We start from the raw sequence: 18,141 nt of genomic DNA, 5'->3' as shown, positions 1-18,141 counted from the left end.
AGCGGCATGAGCGCCGCGACAGGATTTTGAGATGAACTTCACCGTCGCCATCGTCGGCCGCCCCAATGTCGGCAAGTCCACGCTCTTCAACCGCCTCGTCGGCAAGAAGCTGGCGCTGGTGGACGACACCCCGGGCGTCACGCGGGATCGACGGCCCGGCGATGCGAAACTGGTCGATCTGCGGTTCACCATCATCGACACGGCCGGCCTCGAGCAGTCCGGCCCCGAGACGCTGCAGGGTCGGATGTGGGCGCAGACGGAAGCCGCGATCGACGAAGCGGACATCACCCTGTTCGTGGTCGATGCTAAGGCCGGGCTGACACCGGCCGATCAGACGCTGGCCGATCTTCTGCGTCGGCGCGGCAAGCCCGTCGTGCTGGTCGCCAACAAGTCCGAGGCCAAGGGGTCGGACGGCGGCTTCTACGATGCCTTCACGCTCGGCCTCGGCGATCCGTGCCCCATCTCGGCCGAGCATGGACAGGGGATGATCGACCTGCGCGACGCGATCGTCGAGGCGATCGGCGAAGAGCGGGCGTTTCCGCCCGTCGTGGACGAAGCCGAGACGGACATCGATCTGCGCAAGGCAGCGGGCGAGGGCGACGATGACGAAGAGCCCGCCTATGACGAGACGAAGCCGCTCCGCGTGGCCATCATCGGGCGGCCGAATGCCGGCAAATCGACGCTGATCAATCGCTTCCTTGGCGAGGATCGCCTGTTGACCGGTCCGGAAGCCGGCATCACGCGCGACTCGATCTCGGTGGAGTGGGACTGGCGCGGTCGCACGATCAAGATGTTCGACACGGCCGGCATGCGGAAGAAGGCCCGGGTGCAGGAGAAGCTCGAAAAGCTGTCGGTTGCCGACAGCCTGCGTTCGATCCGCTTCGCCGAGTCCGTCGTCATCGTGTTCGACGCGACCATCCCGTTCGAAAAGCAGGATCTGCAGCTGGTCGACCTCGTGATCCGCGAGGGCCGCGCGGCCGTGCTTGCTTTCAACAAGTGGGATCTGGTCGAGGACCCGCAGGCGCTGCTTGCCGATCTGCGTGAAAAGACCGAGCGGTTGCTGCCGCAGGCGCGCGGCATCCGGGCCGTTCCGCTATCGGGACAGACCGGCTATGGGCTCGACAAGCTGATGCAGTCGATCGTCGATACCGACAAGGTCTGGAACCGCCGCATCTCCACCGCGCGGTTGAACAAGTGGCTCGACGCGCAGCAGACCCAGCATCCGCCACCGGCCGTCTCCGGGCGTCGCCTGAAATTGAAGTACATGACGCAGGTGAAGGCCCGTCCGCCGGGCTTCATGATCTCCTGCACGCGTCCGGACTCCGTGCCGGAAAGCTATATCCGCTATCTGACGAACGGTCTGCGCGCCGATTTCCAGATGCCAGGCGTGCCGATCCGCATTCATCTTCGCGCGTCGGAAAATCCGTTCGAAGGCAAGAAGCGCCGCTAGACTCCGGCGGTCTCTAGCGCGGGTTTGTCGAGTCGATCCCGCGGTTTACCTGTCGTTTCTCGCCTAAGCTTTTACGCGAGGTCGAGCGCCTGCGGCAGATGCTCGGGCGGCACGAGCGCTCCGTGGTGGGCGATGACGGCAGCAGCGACGCGGGCGGCGAAGGCTGCGGCCTCGGCGGGGGCGACGCCGGTCAGCAGCCTTGCCAGGAACGCACCGTTGAAGCTGTCGCCGGCGCTGGTCGTATCGACCACGGTCTGAACCCTTGGCGGCGTGATGCGGACGATAGCATCGGTGCCGTTCGAAAGGCACGCCGCGCCGCTGCCGTTCTTGACCAGAACCGTGTCGGCGCCCCACTGCCGGTATCGCGCGATCGTGGCCTCGGGGTCGGCGTCGGCGAAATGCGCCTGCTCGTCATCGAAGCTCGGCACGAGGATGGTCGATGCCCGGGCGCCCGCTTCGACGACGGCGCGCAGTGTCGCGGCGTCTTCCCAGAGACGCGGGCGGATATTCGGGTCGAAGACGACGCGCCGTCCCGCGGCCTTTGCACGCCGCAGTTCGAGGATCAGCGTCTCGCGGGCTTCCGGCGAGAGGATGGCAAGCGTGATGCCGGAGAAGACGATGGTGTCGGCCTTTTCGATGGCGCGCCGGAGATGTGCGGGGTCCTCGGCAAGTCTTCGCGCAGCCGACGCCGAGCGCCAATAGGAGAAGCTCCGCTCGCCTTCTTTGAGATGGATCATGTAGAGGCCAGGGGCCGCACCCTCGATCTCAAGGACATCCTCGGTGAGGATGCCCTTGTCGCCGATGAAGGCGAGCATCTCTGCGGAGAGAAGATCGGTGCCGACAGCGCTGAGATAGGCAACGTCGAACGCGGCCGGGAGATAGGTGCGGGCGTAGTAGGCGGCATTCAACGTGTCGCCGGCAAAGCCCTTGCGGAGCAAGCCGCTGCCGGCATCGCCGAGTTCCACCATGCATTCGCCGATTGCCAGAAGCCGTGCCATCGATGTCCTCCTCGTTGCGTTTGCCCGATAAAGCCTGTGGACGCCGATGGCAAGGCAGGGTGTTCGTTTCGGAAGCGCGTCCTGCGTGACGTCGCCCAACGTCCGGACGCGGCGGCCTGGCCCCGAAAGGCGTTGCCCTGTCATTGCCTCGTCGCGGCCCGAACGCTAGAAGATCGAAGGTCCCCATCATGCAGAAGGAATCGTCCATGGCCTCTTCCCCAAAGACCAACCCGGACTGGTGGCGCGGCGCGGTGATCTACCAGGTCTATCCGCGGTCGTTCCAGGACACGAACGGCGACGGCATCGGGGACCTGCCAGGCATTACCGCGCGGCTGCCGCACATCGCGAGCCTCGGCGTGGATGCCATCTGGCTCTCGCCGTTCTTCACCTCGCCCATGGCGGACATGGGATATGACGTCTCCGACTATTGCGATGTCGACCCGATGTTCGGGACGCTTGCCGATTTCGACGTAATGCTGGAAGAGGCGCACCGCCTCGGCCTCAAGATCATCATCGACCAGGTGATTTCCCACACCTCCGACCAGCATCCGTGGTTCAAGGAAAGCCGGACGAGCCGGTCCAATGCGCGCGCAGACTGGTATGTCTGGGCGGATGCGAAGCCCGATGGGACCTCACCCAACAACTGGCTGTCGATTTTCGGCGGTCCGGCATGGGAGTGGGACGGTGTTCGCCGGCAGTACTATCTGCACAACTTCCTCGGCTCGCAGCCGGACCTCAATTTTCACAATCCCGAGGTTCAGGAGGCCGTCCTCGAAACCGTCCGCTTCTGGCTGGAGCGCGGCGTCGACGGCTTCCGGCTGGATACGGTCAATTACTACTTCCACGACAAGGAGCTGCGTGACAATCCGCCGCTCGGCCACAATGACGACGGCCCCGGGCTCGATGCGCCCGACGTCAATCCCTATGGCATGCAGAGCCATCTCTACGACAAGACGCAGCCCGAAAACATCGGTTTCCTGCAGCGCTTCCGGGCGCTGCTCGAGGAATACGACGATCGGACAGCGGTCGGCGAAGTGGGCGACGGCGGGCGTTCGCTGAAGACGCTGGCGGCCTATGTCAGTGGCGGCGACAAGCTGCATATGTGCTACACGTTCGATCTTCTCGGCCCGGACTTCACGGCCAGCCACATCAAGCACTGCGTTTCCTCGTTTCAGGACTCGGTCGCGGACGGATGGGTCTGCTGGGCCTTTTCCAACCATGACGTCCAGCGCCATGTCTCCCGCTTCATCCAGAACGAGATCGAGCGGGAGCGGATCGGGAAACTTGCCATTTCCGTGCTTGCGACGCTGCGTGGTTCCATCTGCCTCTATCAGGGCGAGGAGCTGGCGCTGCCCGAGGCAGAGCTCGAGCTGCATGAATTGCGCGACCCCTACGGCATTCGCTTCTGGCCGGCCTTCAAGGGGCGCGACGGATGCCGGACGCCCATGCCGTGGGAGAATGCCGGACAGAGCGGCGGGTTCTCGACGGGGCAGCCCTGGCTGCCGGTGCCGGACGTGCACAAGGCCATGGCGGTCGACGTGCAGGATGCGGCTCCGGACTCCGTTCTTGCCCACTATCGGCAGACGCTTGCCTTCCGCCGAACCTATCCCGAGCTTTTCGACGGCGGCATGACGTTCCTCGACACGAACCAGGACATCCTGATCTTCACCCGCGAGAAGGCCGGCGAGAAACTGCTCTTCGTCTTCAATCTGCGGCGCGGCCCACAGACGGTGACCCTGCCGAAGGGCATGACCATCGCCGCGACGCTGCCTCTGCCGGGATTCGACACCGCGAGGATCGAGAAAGACGAGATCGCGCTGGAGGCCCTGGATGCGTTCTGCGGGCGCGTGTCTGGCTAGACGCTTGCCGTCGTCCATGTCCGAGCCGATCGTCCCGGATCAGGTCTTCGTCGTTTCGAACGGCGGGGGCCCTCCGTGATCATCCGACAGGAACGGAGCAGGTCGTTTCCCGAAACCGCTGCGCACGTTCGGGCGACATGCATCAGGGGCAGGGAAGGACTGCCCTTCGACATTAACCCGGTTCGATCGGCAACCGCTCTCCACATGCGGGGGGAGCGCATCCGAGTATCTGACGAACGGGTTGGTCGCGGAAGCTTCAAGGGGCCGGCGCCTGTTGTTGCCGGGATCGCCGTCACCCGATCAGCATGAACCGGTCGACGTCCACCAGTCCCCTGTCCGAAATCTTCAGATGCGGGATGACGGGGAGGGGCAGGAAGGCAAGTTGCAGGAAGGGTTCCTGAAGGGTGGCGCCGAGCGCGAAGGCGGCCTGTCGAAGGTGATGCAGCGTGTCGCGGACACGTTCATAGGGCTCAAGGCTCATGAGACCCGCAACGGGCAGAGCGATCTCGGCGGTGACGCGGCCGTCCTGCACCACGACGAAGCCGCCCTTGATCTCGCCGAGGCGGTTGGCGGCGAGTGCCATGTCGTCGGAATCGACGCCGACGACGCAGATATTGTGGCTGTCATGACCGACGGTCGAGGCGATGGCGCCTTTCTTCAGGCCGAAGCCCTGCACGAAACCGTTGGCATGGTTGCCGTTGATGCCATGCCGCTCGATAACGGCCACCTTGATGATATCCCGCATGAGATCGGCGCCGGTCTGGTTGCCGTCGGCCGGCAGCTGGAAGCGGCGATGTTCAGTGATGATCTTTCCGGGAAGGACCCCGATCACGGAGGTTTCGCCTTCGGTGTAGGGCACGGCGAAGGCAGCGGCGTGAATGTGTCCGGCCTTGACGCTGTCGAGACCGACGGGCACGACGGCACGGCGCGTGGCAAAGAGAGCATCGTCGACGCGCCGGCCGGCCGAGAAGACCATCTGCGCCCTGCAACTTTCCAGACTGTCCACCACCACGAGATCGGCGCGCCAGCCGGGTGCCACAAGGCCGCGGTCGCGCAGGCCGAAGGCGCGGGCAGCGGAAATCGACGCGGCCCGATACACGGCGAGCGGGTCGACACCGTGGGCGATGGCTTCGCGGATCATGTAGTCGAGATGGCCTTCCTCCGCGATGTCGAGCGGATTGCGATCGTCGGTGCAGAGCGCGAGGAAGGGCGAGAGGCGCTCGGTCAGGATCGGCATCAGGGCATGAAGATCCTTGGAGACCGAACCTTCGCGGACGAGGATATGCATTCCCTTGCGGATCTTCTCCAAGGCTTCGTCGGCCGTCGTGCACTCGTGATCGGTGCGGATGCCGGCTGAGAGATAACCGTTGAGATCAAGGCCGCGCAGCAGCGGCGCGTGACCGTCTATATGGCCGTCCTGGAATGCTTCGAGCTTGGCCATGCAGATGGGATCCTTGTGGATGACCCCGGGGAAGTTCATGAACTCGGCGAGGCCGATGACCTTCTCATGGTCGCGATACGGCAGCAGCGCCTCGATCGGCAGGCTGGCGCCAGAGGTCTCGAGATGCGTTGCCGGTACGCAGCTCGAAAGCTGCACCCGGATATCCATGATCGTCTCGCGGGCGCTGTCCAGAAAGAAGTCTATGCCGTCCGTGCCCAGCACGTTCGCGATCTCGTGCGGATCGCAAATGGCCGTCGTCACGCCGTAGGGCAGGACACATCGGTCGAATTCATGCGGCGTCACCAGGGAGGATTCGATGTGCAGGTGCGTATCGATGAAACCGGGAACGACGATGCAACCCGATATGTCGATCTCCTCGACACCCTGATAGCTGCCGCATGTGCCGACGATCCGGTCGCCACACAGGGCAATATCGCCTTCGACGCAGTCGCCGGTCACGAGGTCGAAGAAGCGACCGTTCTTGAGGACGATGTCGGCGGCGACGCGACCCGTGCCCTGATCGATACGGTCGGTGAGAGTGGCGGACATGAGGGCTCCGGTTCTGGCGAGGACTGCGGGTCAGGTGTGGACGAGACGTTGAAGCGCATCATAGAGCGTGGTGCGCGCAGGGGAAGGGCGACGCGCGACATGGCGGGCACGTCACGCAGGAGACCCGCCGGCGGGACCTGTCCACGCCGCCGTCCCTTCACCCGCCATCGTCAGATGTAGAGCGCCGCCATCTTGCGCCAAGACTGCCCGCGATGGGCACGGCCGTCCCAGACATGAAGCTGATGGTGGACGCCCATCTCGTGGAGCAACCGGCTCAGATGCAGGTTGTTGTCGAGAAACGGGTCGGCATTGCCGATGGTCAGAACGATATCGACGGACCGCAGGCGATCGAGACGCCAGGTCTGCGACAGGCCGGGCAGAAAGTGCGTTGGCGTATGGAAATAGACCTCGTCGTCATAATGGCCATCGAGCAGGTCGTCGAAACTCTCGATTTGCAGCGTCAGGTCATAGCGGCCGGAAAACGCCACGAGCTTGGAGAAGAGGTGCGGGTGGCGGAAGACGAGACTGGCGGCCTGGTAGGCGCCGAGGCTGCAACCGTGCACGATCGTGGCGCCCTCCGGGTTCCACTGCGCCATCAGCGGCAGCACCTCGTTCAGGACGTATTCTTCCAGGGCCCTGTGGCGACGGAGGCGGTCAGCGGGAGGAAGGTTGCGGGCGTAAAAGCTTTCGTTGGCCAAACCCTCGACGCAGAAGAGCTGGAGCTGACCGGCACGGACCTTGTCAGCCAGCACGTCGACCAGTCCGAGCGCCTCGTATTCCCAGAAGCGCCCCTCGCGTGTCGGAAACATCAGGACCTTGGCACCGCGATGCCCGAACACCAGCAACTCCATGTCGCGATGGAGCCGCGGACTGTACCAACGCAGATATTCGCGGTTCATGGTGTCCTGAAGAGTTTCCCGACTTTTGCTCTCAGCGCCGACGCCTGTGCGGCCTGACCAGGATAATCGAAATGTCCGGCGTCGAGGATGAATGTTTCATGATGATTTTCCGCCGGAAGCGCATTGGCGATCGTGAACTGACACGGCGGCGCGACGGCGGGGTCGAAGCGGGCGACAGCGCAGAGAAGGGGAACCGCGATGCGCGCGGCGGCCGTCGCCGCGTCGAACAGGCGAAGCGTTTCGCCCACCTCGGGATGGGTGCGACCATAGGCCTGCACGGCACGGGCGCTGCCGATGGTGGGCAAAGCGAGCCAGAGCGGCCGGTTTCCGAAGGTCGGGACGGTGAGGTGGCCCCTGTCGATACGACGATCGAACGGAATGGCCAGCGCGCCGATCCCGCCGCCGAGACTGGCGCCGCTATAGCCGACCCGGTCTTTGGTGCCGGGGAAGAGCAGATTGAGAACGGTGACGGCTGCCCAGACGTCCTCGACGCAGCCTCCGATGATGTAACGGGCGGGCTTGTCGATGTCGTGGAGGACATGCCAGGCCGGATCGGGCGAGATCGGTGCCCGGCTGCTGCGCGAGAGGCCGCGAAAGCACGGGAAGAGGATGGCGGTATTCTCGACGGGAAGGTCGAGATCCGGCTGGTCGCGTCCGCCATACCCGTGGCCGACGACAAGGCCGCGCTCAACCCTGCCATGATGCGGGACAAGCAGCCATCCGCCGATCCGGAACCCGTCTGTCGAGGTGTAGGCGAGATCGTGAACGATCCATTTGCCGTGCTGTTGCGCCGACCGGGTCAGGCTCGGGTTAGGGTCGACCGCCAGCGCTTTCCGGTAGCGTGCCTGCCAGAAGGCGTCGAACCCTGGCACCTCCGGCGGTGGCCGGATGGCGCGGAGGTCATCGAGCGCGAGCCCGTATGTGGGATCGAAATCATAGGGGTGGTCCTTGGGAATGCTCATGCCTCGCGGACCCTGTGCTCAGAGGAAAGGACACACCGCGGGAGCAGGACGACCACAGCCCTGCAGATCGCGCGGCGATCCCGCACCGTTCGGGTGTTTCTCCCCGCGTCCTCGTCCCGTGTCATCGACATCCGCGGGCCATCGACATTTGCGGGACGAGGATGAGGCAATGTCAGATGCCGGTTTCGAGCACCGTCCGGATGCCGCCGATCAGCTCGTCGATCTGCGCTTCGGTGATGATGAGCGGCGGTGAAAGGGCGATCGTGTCCCCCGTGGTCCGGATCAGCAGGCCGTTTTCATAGGCCTTGAGAAACGCCGAGAAGGCTCGCTTCGTCGGCTCTCCGGCGATCGGCGCAAGCTCGATCGCGCCGATGAGGCCGATGTTGCGGATGTCGATGACATGCGGGCAATCGCGCAGCGAGTGGAGGGCCTTCTCCCAATAGGGCGCAAGCGTTGCCGCACGGGTGAGAAGCCCTTCGTCACGGTAAGTATCGAGCGTGGCGATGGCCGCAGCCGAAGCGATCGGATTGCCGGAATAGGTGTATCCGTGAAAAAACTCGATCATGTGCTCCGGCCCCTGCATGAACGCGTCATGGATCTGCGAGGTGACGAACACGGCTCCCATCGGGATGACGCCGTTGGTGAGACCCTTGGCGGTCACGATCATGTCGGGCATGACGTCGAAATACTGGGCCGCAAAGGGCGTACCGAGACGGCCGTAGCCGGTGATGACCTCGTCGAAGATGAGCAGGATGCCATGCTTGGTGCAGATCTCGCGCAGCTTCTGAAGGTAGCCCTTCGGCGGAACGAGGACGCCGGTCGAGCCGGCAACGGGCTCGACGATCACGGCGGCGATCGTCGAGGGATCATGCAGGGTGACGATGCGCTCCAGTTCGGATGCAATGTCGCCGCCGTGCTCGGGTTCGCCCTTGGTGAAGGCATTCTTGTCGGGCATGTGCGTGTGCGGCATATGATCGACGCCGCTCAGGAGAGTGCCGAACATCTTACGGTTGGAAACGATGCCGCCGACCGAGATTCCGCCGAAGTTGACGCCGTGATAGCCGCGCTCGCGGCCGATTAGGCGCGAACGCGCACCATCGCCCTTCACGCGGTGATAGGCCAGCGCCACTTTCAGGGCCGTATCCACCGATTCCGATCCGGAATTCGTGTAGAGCACATGGTTGAAACCGTCAGGCGCGATGTCCACCAGACGGTTTGCGAGCTCGAAGGCCTTGGGATGGCCGAGCTGGAAGGCGGGGGCGTAGTCGAGCTCTCCGGCCTGTTCGCGAATGGCTTCGGTGATCAGGGGGCGGCAGTGGCCGGCATTGACACACCAGAGTCCGGCGGTGCCGTCGAGAACGGTGCGTCCGTCATGCGTCTTGTAGTGCATGTCTTTCGCCGAGACGAACATGCGCGGTTCTTTCTTGAACTGCCGGTTCGACGTGAAGGGCATCCAGAAGGCGCGCAGATCGTTGGGTGTGGCGTTCAGGCGGTTCGACATGACGGTCTCCATGGCCAAGACGGCCATCTGGCGTTTGAGCTGATCGGCGATTTTTATCCGATGGTCAAACTATCAGCGGGCCAGAGGGCGTCAAGGCATGGCGCATGTGTTGCGTCGGGCTTGCGCCGGCTTCCCCGTGCCTGCGCGACCGCGGCGCGCGACGGCGCATGCGGTATCGTTCCTGCGCGACGCGATTGTTCGTGACGAACGAAAAAAGCCAGGAACCTCCCTGATTCCTGGCTTTCATCTGGCTGAATGTGCCATCCCGGAGACGACTGGGATGGGGATCGTTTGGTATCAACCCGTACGCTGCGGGCGGCAACAGGTCGCGGCGTCTGCCGGTCCACGCCGCCCTTGGCGATGATCAGGCCGAGCGCCGACGCGGCTGAGCTTCGTCCTTGGCTTCCGGTGCGCCGTAGATTTCCGACAGCATCGACAAAACCTTCAGAACGGACTCGGACGAAGACGAGTAATAGATCGTCTGCGCGTCGCGGCGCGTCGTGACAAGGCTCTGTGCCCTCAGCTTCGACAGGTGCTGCGACAGTGCGGACTGACTGAGACCGACTTGAGCGGCAAGCGCTCCGACAGCCATCTCGCCCTTGACCAGTTCGTTCAGGATCAGCAGCCGCTTCGGGTTGGCCATAGCCGAGAGAAAATCCGCAGCAACCTCGGCTTTTTCATGCTGGTGGGGAGGAATTGTTTCCATGCCATACTCCATGCGACGTCTTGGCCCCACCCATTTTGGTGCGGCTAGAATGAGACAATTAGGCATGACGCATAAAGGGAACAACAGCCCTATGCGAGATTTCGGGGTACTTCTGGGGAGTTAACGGTAAAGTTTTACGAACATTGCACGGACGTCGTCGGGGTTTTCAACCTCTCGGGGAAAGTCCGCCCGACGAAACGCGTCTCCCTGCACAAGATCGATTCCCTCGGCATCGACCGCGGTCACTTGCCAGGCCGGAGTAACGTCGCTTCGCTCCTCTCCGAGAAAATACGACAGGGCATCCTTGTTGCTGTTGAGTTCGGCAAGAAGAGCATGCTCGGCGGCAGCGATTGCTTCCATAGCCGCAGAGGAGATGAGAAGGTCATCGCCCGTCAGAGCATAAGCCCGCCCGAAACCGGCATTAAAGCTCGCACGGAGCGGATTCAGGCGGAAGAAGAGAAAATCCGGAAAGTCGATGTAGAGTTGTGCCTTGGGGTGGCGCCGCAGGAAACGTTCCCTGAGGCGGGCATGCCGCAGGTCCGTCCGGGCGATCGGTTCGGCGCGGCACTGCACCGTGATTCTCGCATGGGCAAGCGGGTCGCCCTTTCCGCTTCGGCCCGCCAGTACGGAGCATCTGGCATCGGCGAGGAGCGCCTGCGTATGCGTCGCGAGCTGCGACGCCAGAATGATCGGTACGGCATCAATATCGAAACCAAGAAGGGCACGACTCACGAACGGAAAGCCGTCGCTGACCGGCTCGAGAACGCCGATCGCTGCGCTGCGCTGTTCGCGGAAGACCAGACGGGCAAGCTTTCGTGCCGCATCGTCCGTCTCCCGCAGAACCTGTGGTTTCTCTGCCATGCTTGCTGTCCATCCAGGCCGTCGGGCTCGGCGCGCGCGCCATCGATTCGGCCGAGACTAGCGCGGAAACCCTGCTTGTGCAGCTGCGGATGCCTCAGGGACGCTGTCGATGCCGGGTCAGGCCCTCGATGACGTCCTGGGCGTCGATCGTGCCGATGACCGCACCGTTTTCCACCACGCCAATGGCGCCCGGCTGCCGGGTCATGGCGTCGAGGATGTCGATCAGCGGCGTGTCGGGTGCGGCCGTCGCGCTGACGCCCAGGGCCGAGGGCCTTTGCCCGAGACCCTGCTGCATGACATCGGTTGCGGTCAGCATGGTGATCGGGTTCATGTGCTGGACGAAATCGGCGACATACTGATTGGCGGGATTCTTGACGATCTCCTGCGGCGTGCCGCACTGGATGATATGCCCGCCTTCCATGATGGCGATGCGATTGCCGATGCGGAAGGCTTCGTCCAGGTCATGGCTGACAAAGAGGATGGTCTTCTTCAGGCGACGCTGAAACTCGAGCAACTCGTCCTGCAGCCGCGTACGGATCAACGGGTCGAGCGCGGAAAACGGCTCGTCCATGAGAAGGATGGGCGCGCCGGTGGCAAAGGCGCGGGCAAGGCCGACGCGCTGCTGCATGCCGCCGGAGAGTTCCTGCACCTTTCGCCCCGCCCACTGCGTCAGGTTGACCAGTTCCAGCTGCTCCCCGACCCGGCGGCGGCGCTCGCCATCCCGAACCCCCGCCAGTTCCAGGCCAAAGCCGACATTGTCCTCGACCGTTCGCCAGGGCAGAAGCGCGAACTGTTGGAACACCATGGAAACGGTGTGCTTGCGGAAGTCGCGCAGGGCTTTCGACGTGGTGCGATAGGGATCGATCGTGCCGCTGCCCGTCTTCACGCTGACATTGCCGCGCACGACGGGCGCAAGCCCGTTGACCGCGCGCAGAAGCGTCGATTTTCCCGAGCCGGACAGGCCCATCAAGACGAGGATCTCGCCTTCGCGCACCGTCAGCGATGCGCCGGCAACGCCGAGAACGAGGCCGGTGGCACTGCCGATCTCGTCACGTGTCTTTCCGGCGTCGACCATCTGCAGGGCCCGCTCGGGGCGATCGCCGAAGACGATATCGACATTGTCGAAGATTACGGCATCGCTCATGCGCCTTCTCCTTCATCCGAAGAGCGGAAGAGGCGATCAAGAATGATCGCAAGGATGACGATGCAGAGGCCGGCTTCGAAGCCTTTTGCCACGTTGACGGTGTTCAGCGCGCGCAGAACCGGGACGCCAAGGCCGTTGGCTCCGACAAGGGCCGAGATGACCACCATCGACAGCGACAGCATGATGGTCTGCGTCAGCCCCGCCATGATCTGCGGCATGGCGAAGGGAAGCTCGATCTTGCGCAGGACCTGACCGGGCGTCGCCCCGAAGGACACGGCGGCCTCCGTCAGCGACGGCGGGGTAGAGATGATCCCGAGCCGGGTGAGGCGAATGGGGGCCGGGATTGCGAAGATGACGGTGGCGATCAGTCCGGGAACCATGCCGAGGCCGAAGAGGATGAGCGCCGGAATGAGATAGACGAAGGTCGGGATGGTCTGCATGAGGTCGAGCACGGGACGCATGAAGGCGTAAACCCAGGCGCGCCGCGCCGCCGCAATGCCGAGCGGAATGCCGATGGCCATGGAAACCACGCTCGCCGCGAGCACGAGCGCTAGGGTTTCCGTGGTCTCCTTCCAGTAGCCCTGATTGATGATCAGCAGCAGGCCGAGGCCGGTAAAGAGCGTGACGCCGATCGATCGGCGCAGCCACCAGGCCAAAACGGTGACCAGGCCGACGACGACGAGAGGGTGGGGATATTGCAGCACGAAGAGGATCGCGGAGACGACGCTCGACAGGAATCGTGAAAGCTGGTCGAAAAACAGACTGAAATTCGTCGTCAACCAGTCGACGAAAGCTTTCGCGCTCTGGCCGATGGGCACGCGGTGTCCTGTCAGAAAATCCATGCGGGATCCTCTCCTGAAAGAGTGACGGATGAGAGGACATCGATCGCGGAGAACTCAGAGACCGCGAAGCGCGGATCACGAACGCATCTTCAAGGACGCGTCCGCAGGCCCCGATCCCGATGTCGGCACGAAAAAGGCGGGGTCTCCCCCGCCTTTCAAGCGTCCTGCAATCAGAGACCGAGCGCCGTCTTGACGGCGGGCAGGCCCTCCTTGCCGTCCAGCGTCGTGACACCGGCGAGCCAGGGTTCGACGACGGTCGGGTTGGCCTTCAGCCACGCCTTCGCTGCGGTGCCTGGCTCTTCGCCGTCGTTCAGAATCTTGCCCATGATATGGTTTTCCATATCGAGGTTGAACTTCACGTTGGAGATCAGCTTGCCGATGTTCGGGCATTCCGAAACATAACCGGCGCGCGTGTTGGTGTAGACCGTCGCGCCGCCGAAGTTCGGGCCGAAGGTGGAATCGCCACCGGTGAGGTAGGTCATCTCGAATGTCGAGTTCATCGGGTGCGGCGCCCAGCCGAGCCAGACGACCGGCTTGCCGTCTTTTTCCGCCCGCGCGACCTGCGACAGCATGCCCTGCTCGGAGCTCTCGACGATCTCCATGCCGCCCATGCCCATTTCGTTCTTCTCGATCAGCGTCATGACGAGCCGGTTGCCGTCATTGCCGGGCTCGATCCCGTAGATCTTGCCGTCGAGCTCGTCCTTGTGCTTGCCGATGTCGGAGAAGTCCTTGATGCCGAGAGCGGCGCCCTTGGCGTTGGTGGCCAGCGTGTACTTCGCACCCTCGAGGTTGGCCCCGAGCGAGTCGACCGACTTGTCGTCCAGATACGGCTTCACGTCCTTTTCCTGCGCCGGCATCCAGTTGCCGAGGAAGACGTCGATGTCCTTGTTCTTCAGCGACTGGTAGGTAACGGGGACCGACAGAACCTTGATGTCCGGCGTATAGCCGAGAGCCTCGACGACAGCGGCGACGGTCGCGGTCGTCGCGGTGATGTCCGTCCAGCCCACATCCGAGAAGCGGACGGTGGCACAGCTTGCCGGGTCGGCGGCAAACGCAGTTCCGGCGCTCAGCGCACTCAAGGAAACGGCTGCGGACAGCGTGAGGAGGCGGGCGAAGTTTCTGGTCATTGGTTTTTTGTTCCCCTGTTATGACGTCAGAAGCCTGTCGGATCGGCGGCGTGCTCAGGGCCGACAGTTCGGTCAGTGTATTTCGCCCGGGAACTTACGCGGCCCCTAATGCGACAGCCAATGTCGCAAAGTCGCATTCCAGGATCGCGACCGAACTTCGTCGGGCAATGGATCGGACTGCTGTCGGGCCGCCCTCTGTCGGTCGAGCGTCTACGATGACGAACATAAGCCATCCGTCTTCCGAGTCATAGGTGCAACAGGGAAGAATGACGGTAACTCACTGGTCAAATCCCGTTGGCTCAGGCATGAAGCCGCCCGTGCCGCGCAAGCTGGGTTCCGATGGCGAAACGCATCGAGACGGACGACACGCGCTGAAAGCCCGAAAGGATCGTCGATATGGCAAAGCTCTATTTCCACTACGCCACGATGAACGCGGGAAAATCGACGCTTCTGCTGCAATCCTCCTACAATTACGAAGAACGCGGGATGCGGACCGTGGTTCTGATCGCAGCCTTCGACGATCGCGCCGGGGAGGGCCGCGTGTCCTCGCGCATCGGTCTGACGTCGGATGCCATCACCTTCCGCGTCACGGACGATCTCTATGCCCTGGTCAAGCACGCCGTTTCCGAGACGGATGCGGCATGCGTTTTCGTCGACGAGGCGCAATTTCTCAGCGAGGCGCAGGTGTGGCAGCTTGCCCGGGTCGCCGATCGGCTGGGCATTCCCGTGATGACCTATGGCCTGCGCACCGATTTTCGCGGACAGTTGTTTCCGGGATCCGCGGCCCTGCTCGCGATCGCGGACGAGCTGCGCGAGGTGCGCACTATCTGCCATTGCGGTCGCAAGGCGACGATGGTGGTTCGTCTCGACGGGCAGGGCCGTGTCGTGCACGAGGGCGCGCAGGTCGAGATCGGCGGCAACGAGAAATATGTGTCCTACTGCCGCCGACACTGGGACGATCGCATGCGGGAAGACTAGACCCGTTCTCCCTTCTCTGAACGGAAGCCTGCCAACGGAGCCTGCCAACGGAGCCTGCCACTGGAGCCTGCCAAAGGAGCCTGCAATGCGCGTCACGTCTGTCTTCTTCTTCTCGATCTGTCTTTCCATGGCGGCAGGAGCCGCCACGGCAGGGGGGCCTGTCGGCGGCGATATCGCGGCTGGTGAGCGTGTGTTTCGCAAGTGCGGCACCTGCCACACGGCGACCGCGCCGGAAAACCGGGTCGGGCCGAGCCTTCAGGGTGTCGTCGGTCGCCCGGTCGCCCATGTCGAGAGCTATAGCTACTCGGACGCCATGCGTGCCTTCGGCAGCGACGGCAAGGCCTGGGACGAGGCCCGGCTTGCGACCTATCTTCTGGCGCCCCGCGCCATGGTGCCGGGAACGCGCATGAGCTTTGCCGGGCTGAAATCCGACCGGGATATCACCGATGTGATCGCCTATCTCAAGAGTACGGCGGCGCAATAAGCCGTGAGGCGTGCGGGTAGCCGTTGTGGCGGCAGATGATGACGCCTATGTGAGGAAGGCAGCAGGTTGGGTCAGGGCGAAAGCCACGGTCCCGGCCATCATCATAAGGAACACGCCTCCATGCTCGAACCGGTCGTCGCGTTCTTCCAGCGCATCTTCTCAGCGATCGGTCGGGGGTTGGGCATTGCCGTCTCCTGGCTTCTCTTTCCCTTCGTAACCTTCGCGGGCTGGTTCCGGTCGAGCGGCGGCTGGATCGTCAAGGGCCCTGTGGCCGCCATCGTCGTTCTGTTTGTGGGGCTTTACGGCTATTTCGTCCTGACCACGCAGACCTGGACCAACTTCGATCCCGACTACGTCAACCGATACAATTTCGGAGAGCGAAAGACCGATGCCGGGCTGCCGGTCAAGCTTGCGCCGGGTGCAGCGGCTCCGGCGATCGCCACCTGCGAACGCTCGGCCATCGTTGACGTCGCCTCGGACCTCATCGATTTCAACGTCGATCAGAATGCCTGGATTTCCTCCATGCTGCTCTACAAGGTCGGCTTCTTCGGCGTCGACTGGGACCACACGCCGTTTCTCGACAACAAGGCGTCCTTCCAGCGTGGCGTGAACCAGGCGGTTCGCCGCACGACCGTCGAGCTGGTGGATTCGCTGGGACGCGTGCGCGGCACCTCCGGCATCAATGAGAATCTGCAGAAGGCGCGCAGCAACATGCAGTTCGACGAGGGGGCCTGGTATTTCGGCCTTGACCCGTTCGGCCCGAAGACGCCGACGCCGAGCTTTTACCGTTCGGCGAAACGCGACCTGCAGGCGTTCAACGATAGCCTCGTGAAATGTGAGGCGACCTTCGACGGTCGTTCCGACAATCTGATGGAGTTTATCGACCGCATCTCCAACGACATCGGCAACACCTCGGCCATGATCCGCGAGCGCTCGGAAAATCACAATGGCGGCTGGTTCGATACGCGGGCCGACGACCGGTTCTGGTTCGCCTATGGCCAGCTCTACGGCTATTACGGCGTGATGGCGGCGGCCGGCGCCGACTTCGACGGCGTCATTGCCCAGCGCGGGCTTGCGCCCATCTGGGCGGAAAGCCTGAAGCAGCTGCGCGCGGCCCTGCGCATCCAACCGGCCATCATTTCGAATGGTCGCGAGGACGGCTGGATCATGCCGACGCATTTGGCGACCATGGGATTTTACATCCTGCGGGTCCGGTCCAACCTCGTCGAGATGCGCGACATCCTCGCCCGCTGAGGCGCGGTGTCAGCGGCAGTATCGGTAGTTGCCGCGCCGCTGCAGCACGTCGAAATGCAGGTGGTTCTCGTGCGCCTCGTCGCTGCCCGGATCGAGCACCGTCTCGAAATACAGGCAGCCAGTGGCCGTCACCGCGCGCTGGAAGGCGCCGGAGAGGGTTCCGTCTTCGTCCCGCGGCTGGATGGCGATGGACTCGCCATTCTTGAAGGTGAAGGACGCGATATCGATCGCGTTTCCGCGCGCATGCTCGGAGATCTTGCCGGTGGAGGCATTGTTGCGCAGACGGCAGATATAGCTCGAGGCCTGATTGATCGTCTTCAGCGCGCCGTCCTCCGACATCGCCACCCGGGCCGCCGGCAACACCGCTTCCTTCGTCCAGCGCGCCAGTTCCAGAGCCGCCTCGCAGCGCAGTGTCGCTTCCGGCGCGAGCTTGATGCCGGGCAGGATCTCGGTCACGGAAATCGGCTTGTCGATACCGCATCCCTTGCCGTCGTCGATCCGCGGCTTTTCCGAAAAACGCACGCCGAGCGCCTTGAGGTCGGTCAGGCATTGCGCATAGGCGGCCGGTTCTTCCGGCGTGATGACGAGTTCGGCGACAGGCGTCGTGGTCTTCGGCTCGGCCGGTTTGTCTTCTGACGACTTTTCCTCCGCCGGTTTGTCTTCCGGTTTTGCATCACCGGATGCCGGTACTTCCGGCGCCTTTGCTGGGGCGTTGGCCGGTGTCTTGGCCGGGGCCTCGCCCGGTGTCTTGGGCGGCGCGTCAGTATCGGGGTCCACCGGCTTTTCCGCCTTGTCGTCCGGAGCAGCCGGTTTGGGAGCCTCGCCGGACGGGGTGTCCTCGGCGGGCGGGGCGGGTTTGGCTTCGGGCGTTGGCACCGGGTCGGTCGCCGCCGGCTCGACCGGCTGTCCGTCCGTGCTTGTCTGGTCGTTCTCTTTCGCAGGCGCTTCGGCACGTGCGGGCTTGGTCTCGGGTACCGGGCCCGCTTGCGGCATGCCGGCGCCGGAAAGGATCAAAACGGCCGGGAGGAGCATCAGGGGAAAAAGCAGCGGAAGACGTCGACGCATGGGGACCCATCCAGTTTCTGG

16 protein-coding genes are annotated in these 18,141 nt (G+C 63.6%); 5 read left to right on the top strand and 11 right to left on the bottom strand.

The window, feature by feature from the left end; genetic code table 11:
• Positions 1-31 precede the first annotated feature (31 nt).
• Positions 32-1,450 (top strand): ribosome biogenesis GTPase Der, encoded by a 1,419-nt coding sequence (der, locus tag ASG03_RS17880; protein WP_062694882.1) that lies wholly within the window; start codon positions 32-34, stop codon positions 1,448-1,450.
• Positions 1,451-1,521: 71 nt separating this feature from the next.
• Here the strand turns inward: der and ASG03_RS17875 are convergent, their stop codons facing one another.
• On the bottom strand, positions 1,522-2,448 hold the full coding sequence (locus ASG03_RS17875; RefSeq protein WP_062694880.1) for a sugar kinase: 927 nt from the start codon (positions 2,446-2,448) through the stop codon (positions 1,522-1,524).
• 206 nt (positions 2,449-2,654) lie between these two features.
• Between ASG03_RS17875 and bglA the strand changes: the two genes are divergently transcribed.
• Complete coding sequence (bglA, locus tag ASG03_RS17870; RefSeq protein WP_062695307.1) at positions 2,655-4,307, top strand: beta-galactosidase BglA; 1,653 nt, start codon at positions 2,655-2,657, stop codon at positions 4,305-4,307.
• Between the two features lie 292 nt (positions 4,308-4,599).
• Here bglA and ade read toward each other — a convergent pair whose 3' ends face one another.
• The 9 genes from ade to ASG03_RS17825 form a co-directional block, all read right to left on the bottom strand.
• A complete protein-coding gene (ade, locus tag ASG03_RS17865; protein WP_062694878.1) occupies positions 4,600-6,297 on the bottom strand; it encodes an adenine deaminase in 1,698 nt (565 codons plus the stop codon).
• A 170-nt stretch (positions 6,298-6,467) separates the two neighbouring features.
• Entirely contained in the window at positions 6,468-7,196 is a 729-nt protein-coding gene (locus ASG03_RS17860; RefSeq protein ID WP_062694876.1) for an esterase family protein, read from the bottom strand.
• The gene (locus ASG03_RS17855; protein ID WP_062694874.1) at positions 7,193-8,158 is read right to left on the bottom strand and encodes an acetylxylan esterase; all 966 of its coding nucleotides are present in this window, start codon (positions 8,156-8,158) and stop codon (positions 7,193-7,195) included. The genes ASG03_RS17860 and ASG03_RS17855 overlap by 4 nt, the downstream gene beginning before the upstream one ends.
• Positions 8,159-8,330: 172 nt before the next feature.
• Positions 8,331-9,659, bottom strand: coding sequence for an aspartate aminotransferase family protein (locus ASG03_RS17850; protein ID WP_062695305.1), 1,329 nt, complete (start codon positions 9,657-9,659; stop codon positions 8,331-8,333).
• 364 nt (positions 9,660-10,023) lie between these two features.
• The gene (locus ASG03_RS17845) at positions 10,024-10,365 is read right to left on the bottom strand and encodes an ArsR/SmtB family transcription factor (protein WP_062476261.1); all 342 of its coding nucleotides are present in this window, start codon (positions 10,363-10,365) and stop codon (positions 10,024-10,026) included.
• 120 nt (positions 10,366-10,485) lie between these two features.
• On the bottom strand, positions 10,486-11,226 hold the full coding sequence (locus ASG03_RS17840) for a HugZ family pyridoxamine 5'-phosphate oxidase (protein ID WP_062694872.1): 741 nt from the start codon (positions 11,224-11,226) through the stop codon (positions 10,486-10,488).
• 94 nt (positions 11,227-11,320) lie between these two features.
• Positions 11,321-12,370 carry a choline ABC transporter ATP-binding protein gene (gene choV, locus ASG03_RS17835; protein WP_062694870.1) on the bottom strand — a complete coding sequence of 350 codons (1,050 nt, stop codon included), beginning with the start codon at positions 12,368-12,370 and terminating at the stop codon, positions 11,321-11,323.
• Complete coding sequence (choW, locus tag ASG03_RS17830) at positions 12,367-13,212, bottom strand: choline ABC transporter permease subunit (RefSeq protein WP_062694869.1); 846 nt, start codon at positions 13,210-13,212, stop codon at positions 12,367-12,369. Before choW ends, choV begins: the two co-directional genes overlap by 4 nt.
• A 170-nt stretch (positions 13,213-13,382) precedes the next feature.
• On the bottom strand, positions 13,383-14,339 hold the full coding sequence (locus tag ASG03_RS17825; RefSeq protein ID WP_062694867.1) for a choline ABC transporter substrate-binding protein: 957 nt from the start codon (positions 14,337-14,339) through the stop codon (positions 13,383-13,385).
• A gap of 396 nt (positions 14,340-14,735) precedes the next feature.
• Here ASG03_RS17825 and ASG03_RS17820 point away from each other — a divergent pair, with 396 nt between their 5' ends.
• The 3 genes from ASG03_RS17820 (at position 14,736) to ASG03_RS17810 (ending at position 17,055) form a co-directional block, all read left to right on the top strand.
• Positions 14,736-15,317: a thymidine kinase gene (locus ASG03_RS17820; RefSeq protein WP_062601113.1), complete on the top strand. Its 582-nt coding sequence runs from the start codon at positions 14,736-14,738 to the stop codon at positions 15,315-15,317.
• An 85-nt stretch (positions 15,318-15,402) separates the two neighbouring features.
• Positions 15,403-15,801, top strand: a complete 399-nt coding sequence (locus ASG03_RS17815) for a c-type cytochrome (protein ID WP_062694865.1) — start codon at positions 15,403-15,405, stop codon at positions 15,799-15,801.
• 120 nt (positions 15,802-15,921) lie between these two features.
• Positions 15,922-17,055, top strand: a complete 1,134-nt coding sequence (locus ASG03_RS17810; protein ID WP_062476242.1) for a DUF2333 family protein — start codon at positions 15,922-15,924, stop codon at positions 17,053-17,055.
• Between the two features lie 9 nt (positions 17,056-17,064).
• Here ASG03_RS17810 and ASG03_RS17805 read toward each other — a convergent pair whose 3' ends face one another.
• Positions 17,065-18,120 carry an extensin-like domain-containing protein gene (locus ASG03_RS17805; RefSeq protein ID WP_062694863.1) on the bottom strand — a complete coding sequence of 352 codons (1,056 nt, stop codon included), beginning with the start codon at positions 18,118-18,120 and terminating at the stop codon, positions 17,065-17,067.
• Positions 18,121-18,141 lie beyond the last annotated feature (21 nt).

The organism is Rhizobium sp. Leaf341 (assembly GCF_001424325.1).
In the GTDB taxonomy this organism is placed as follows: Bacteria; Pseudomonadota; Alphaproteobacteria; order Rhizobiales; family Rhizobiaceae; genus Ferranicluibacter.
Note: the sequence above shows the minus strand (reverse complement) of the source record. Positions and strands in the feature narration are given on the sequence as shown.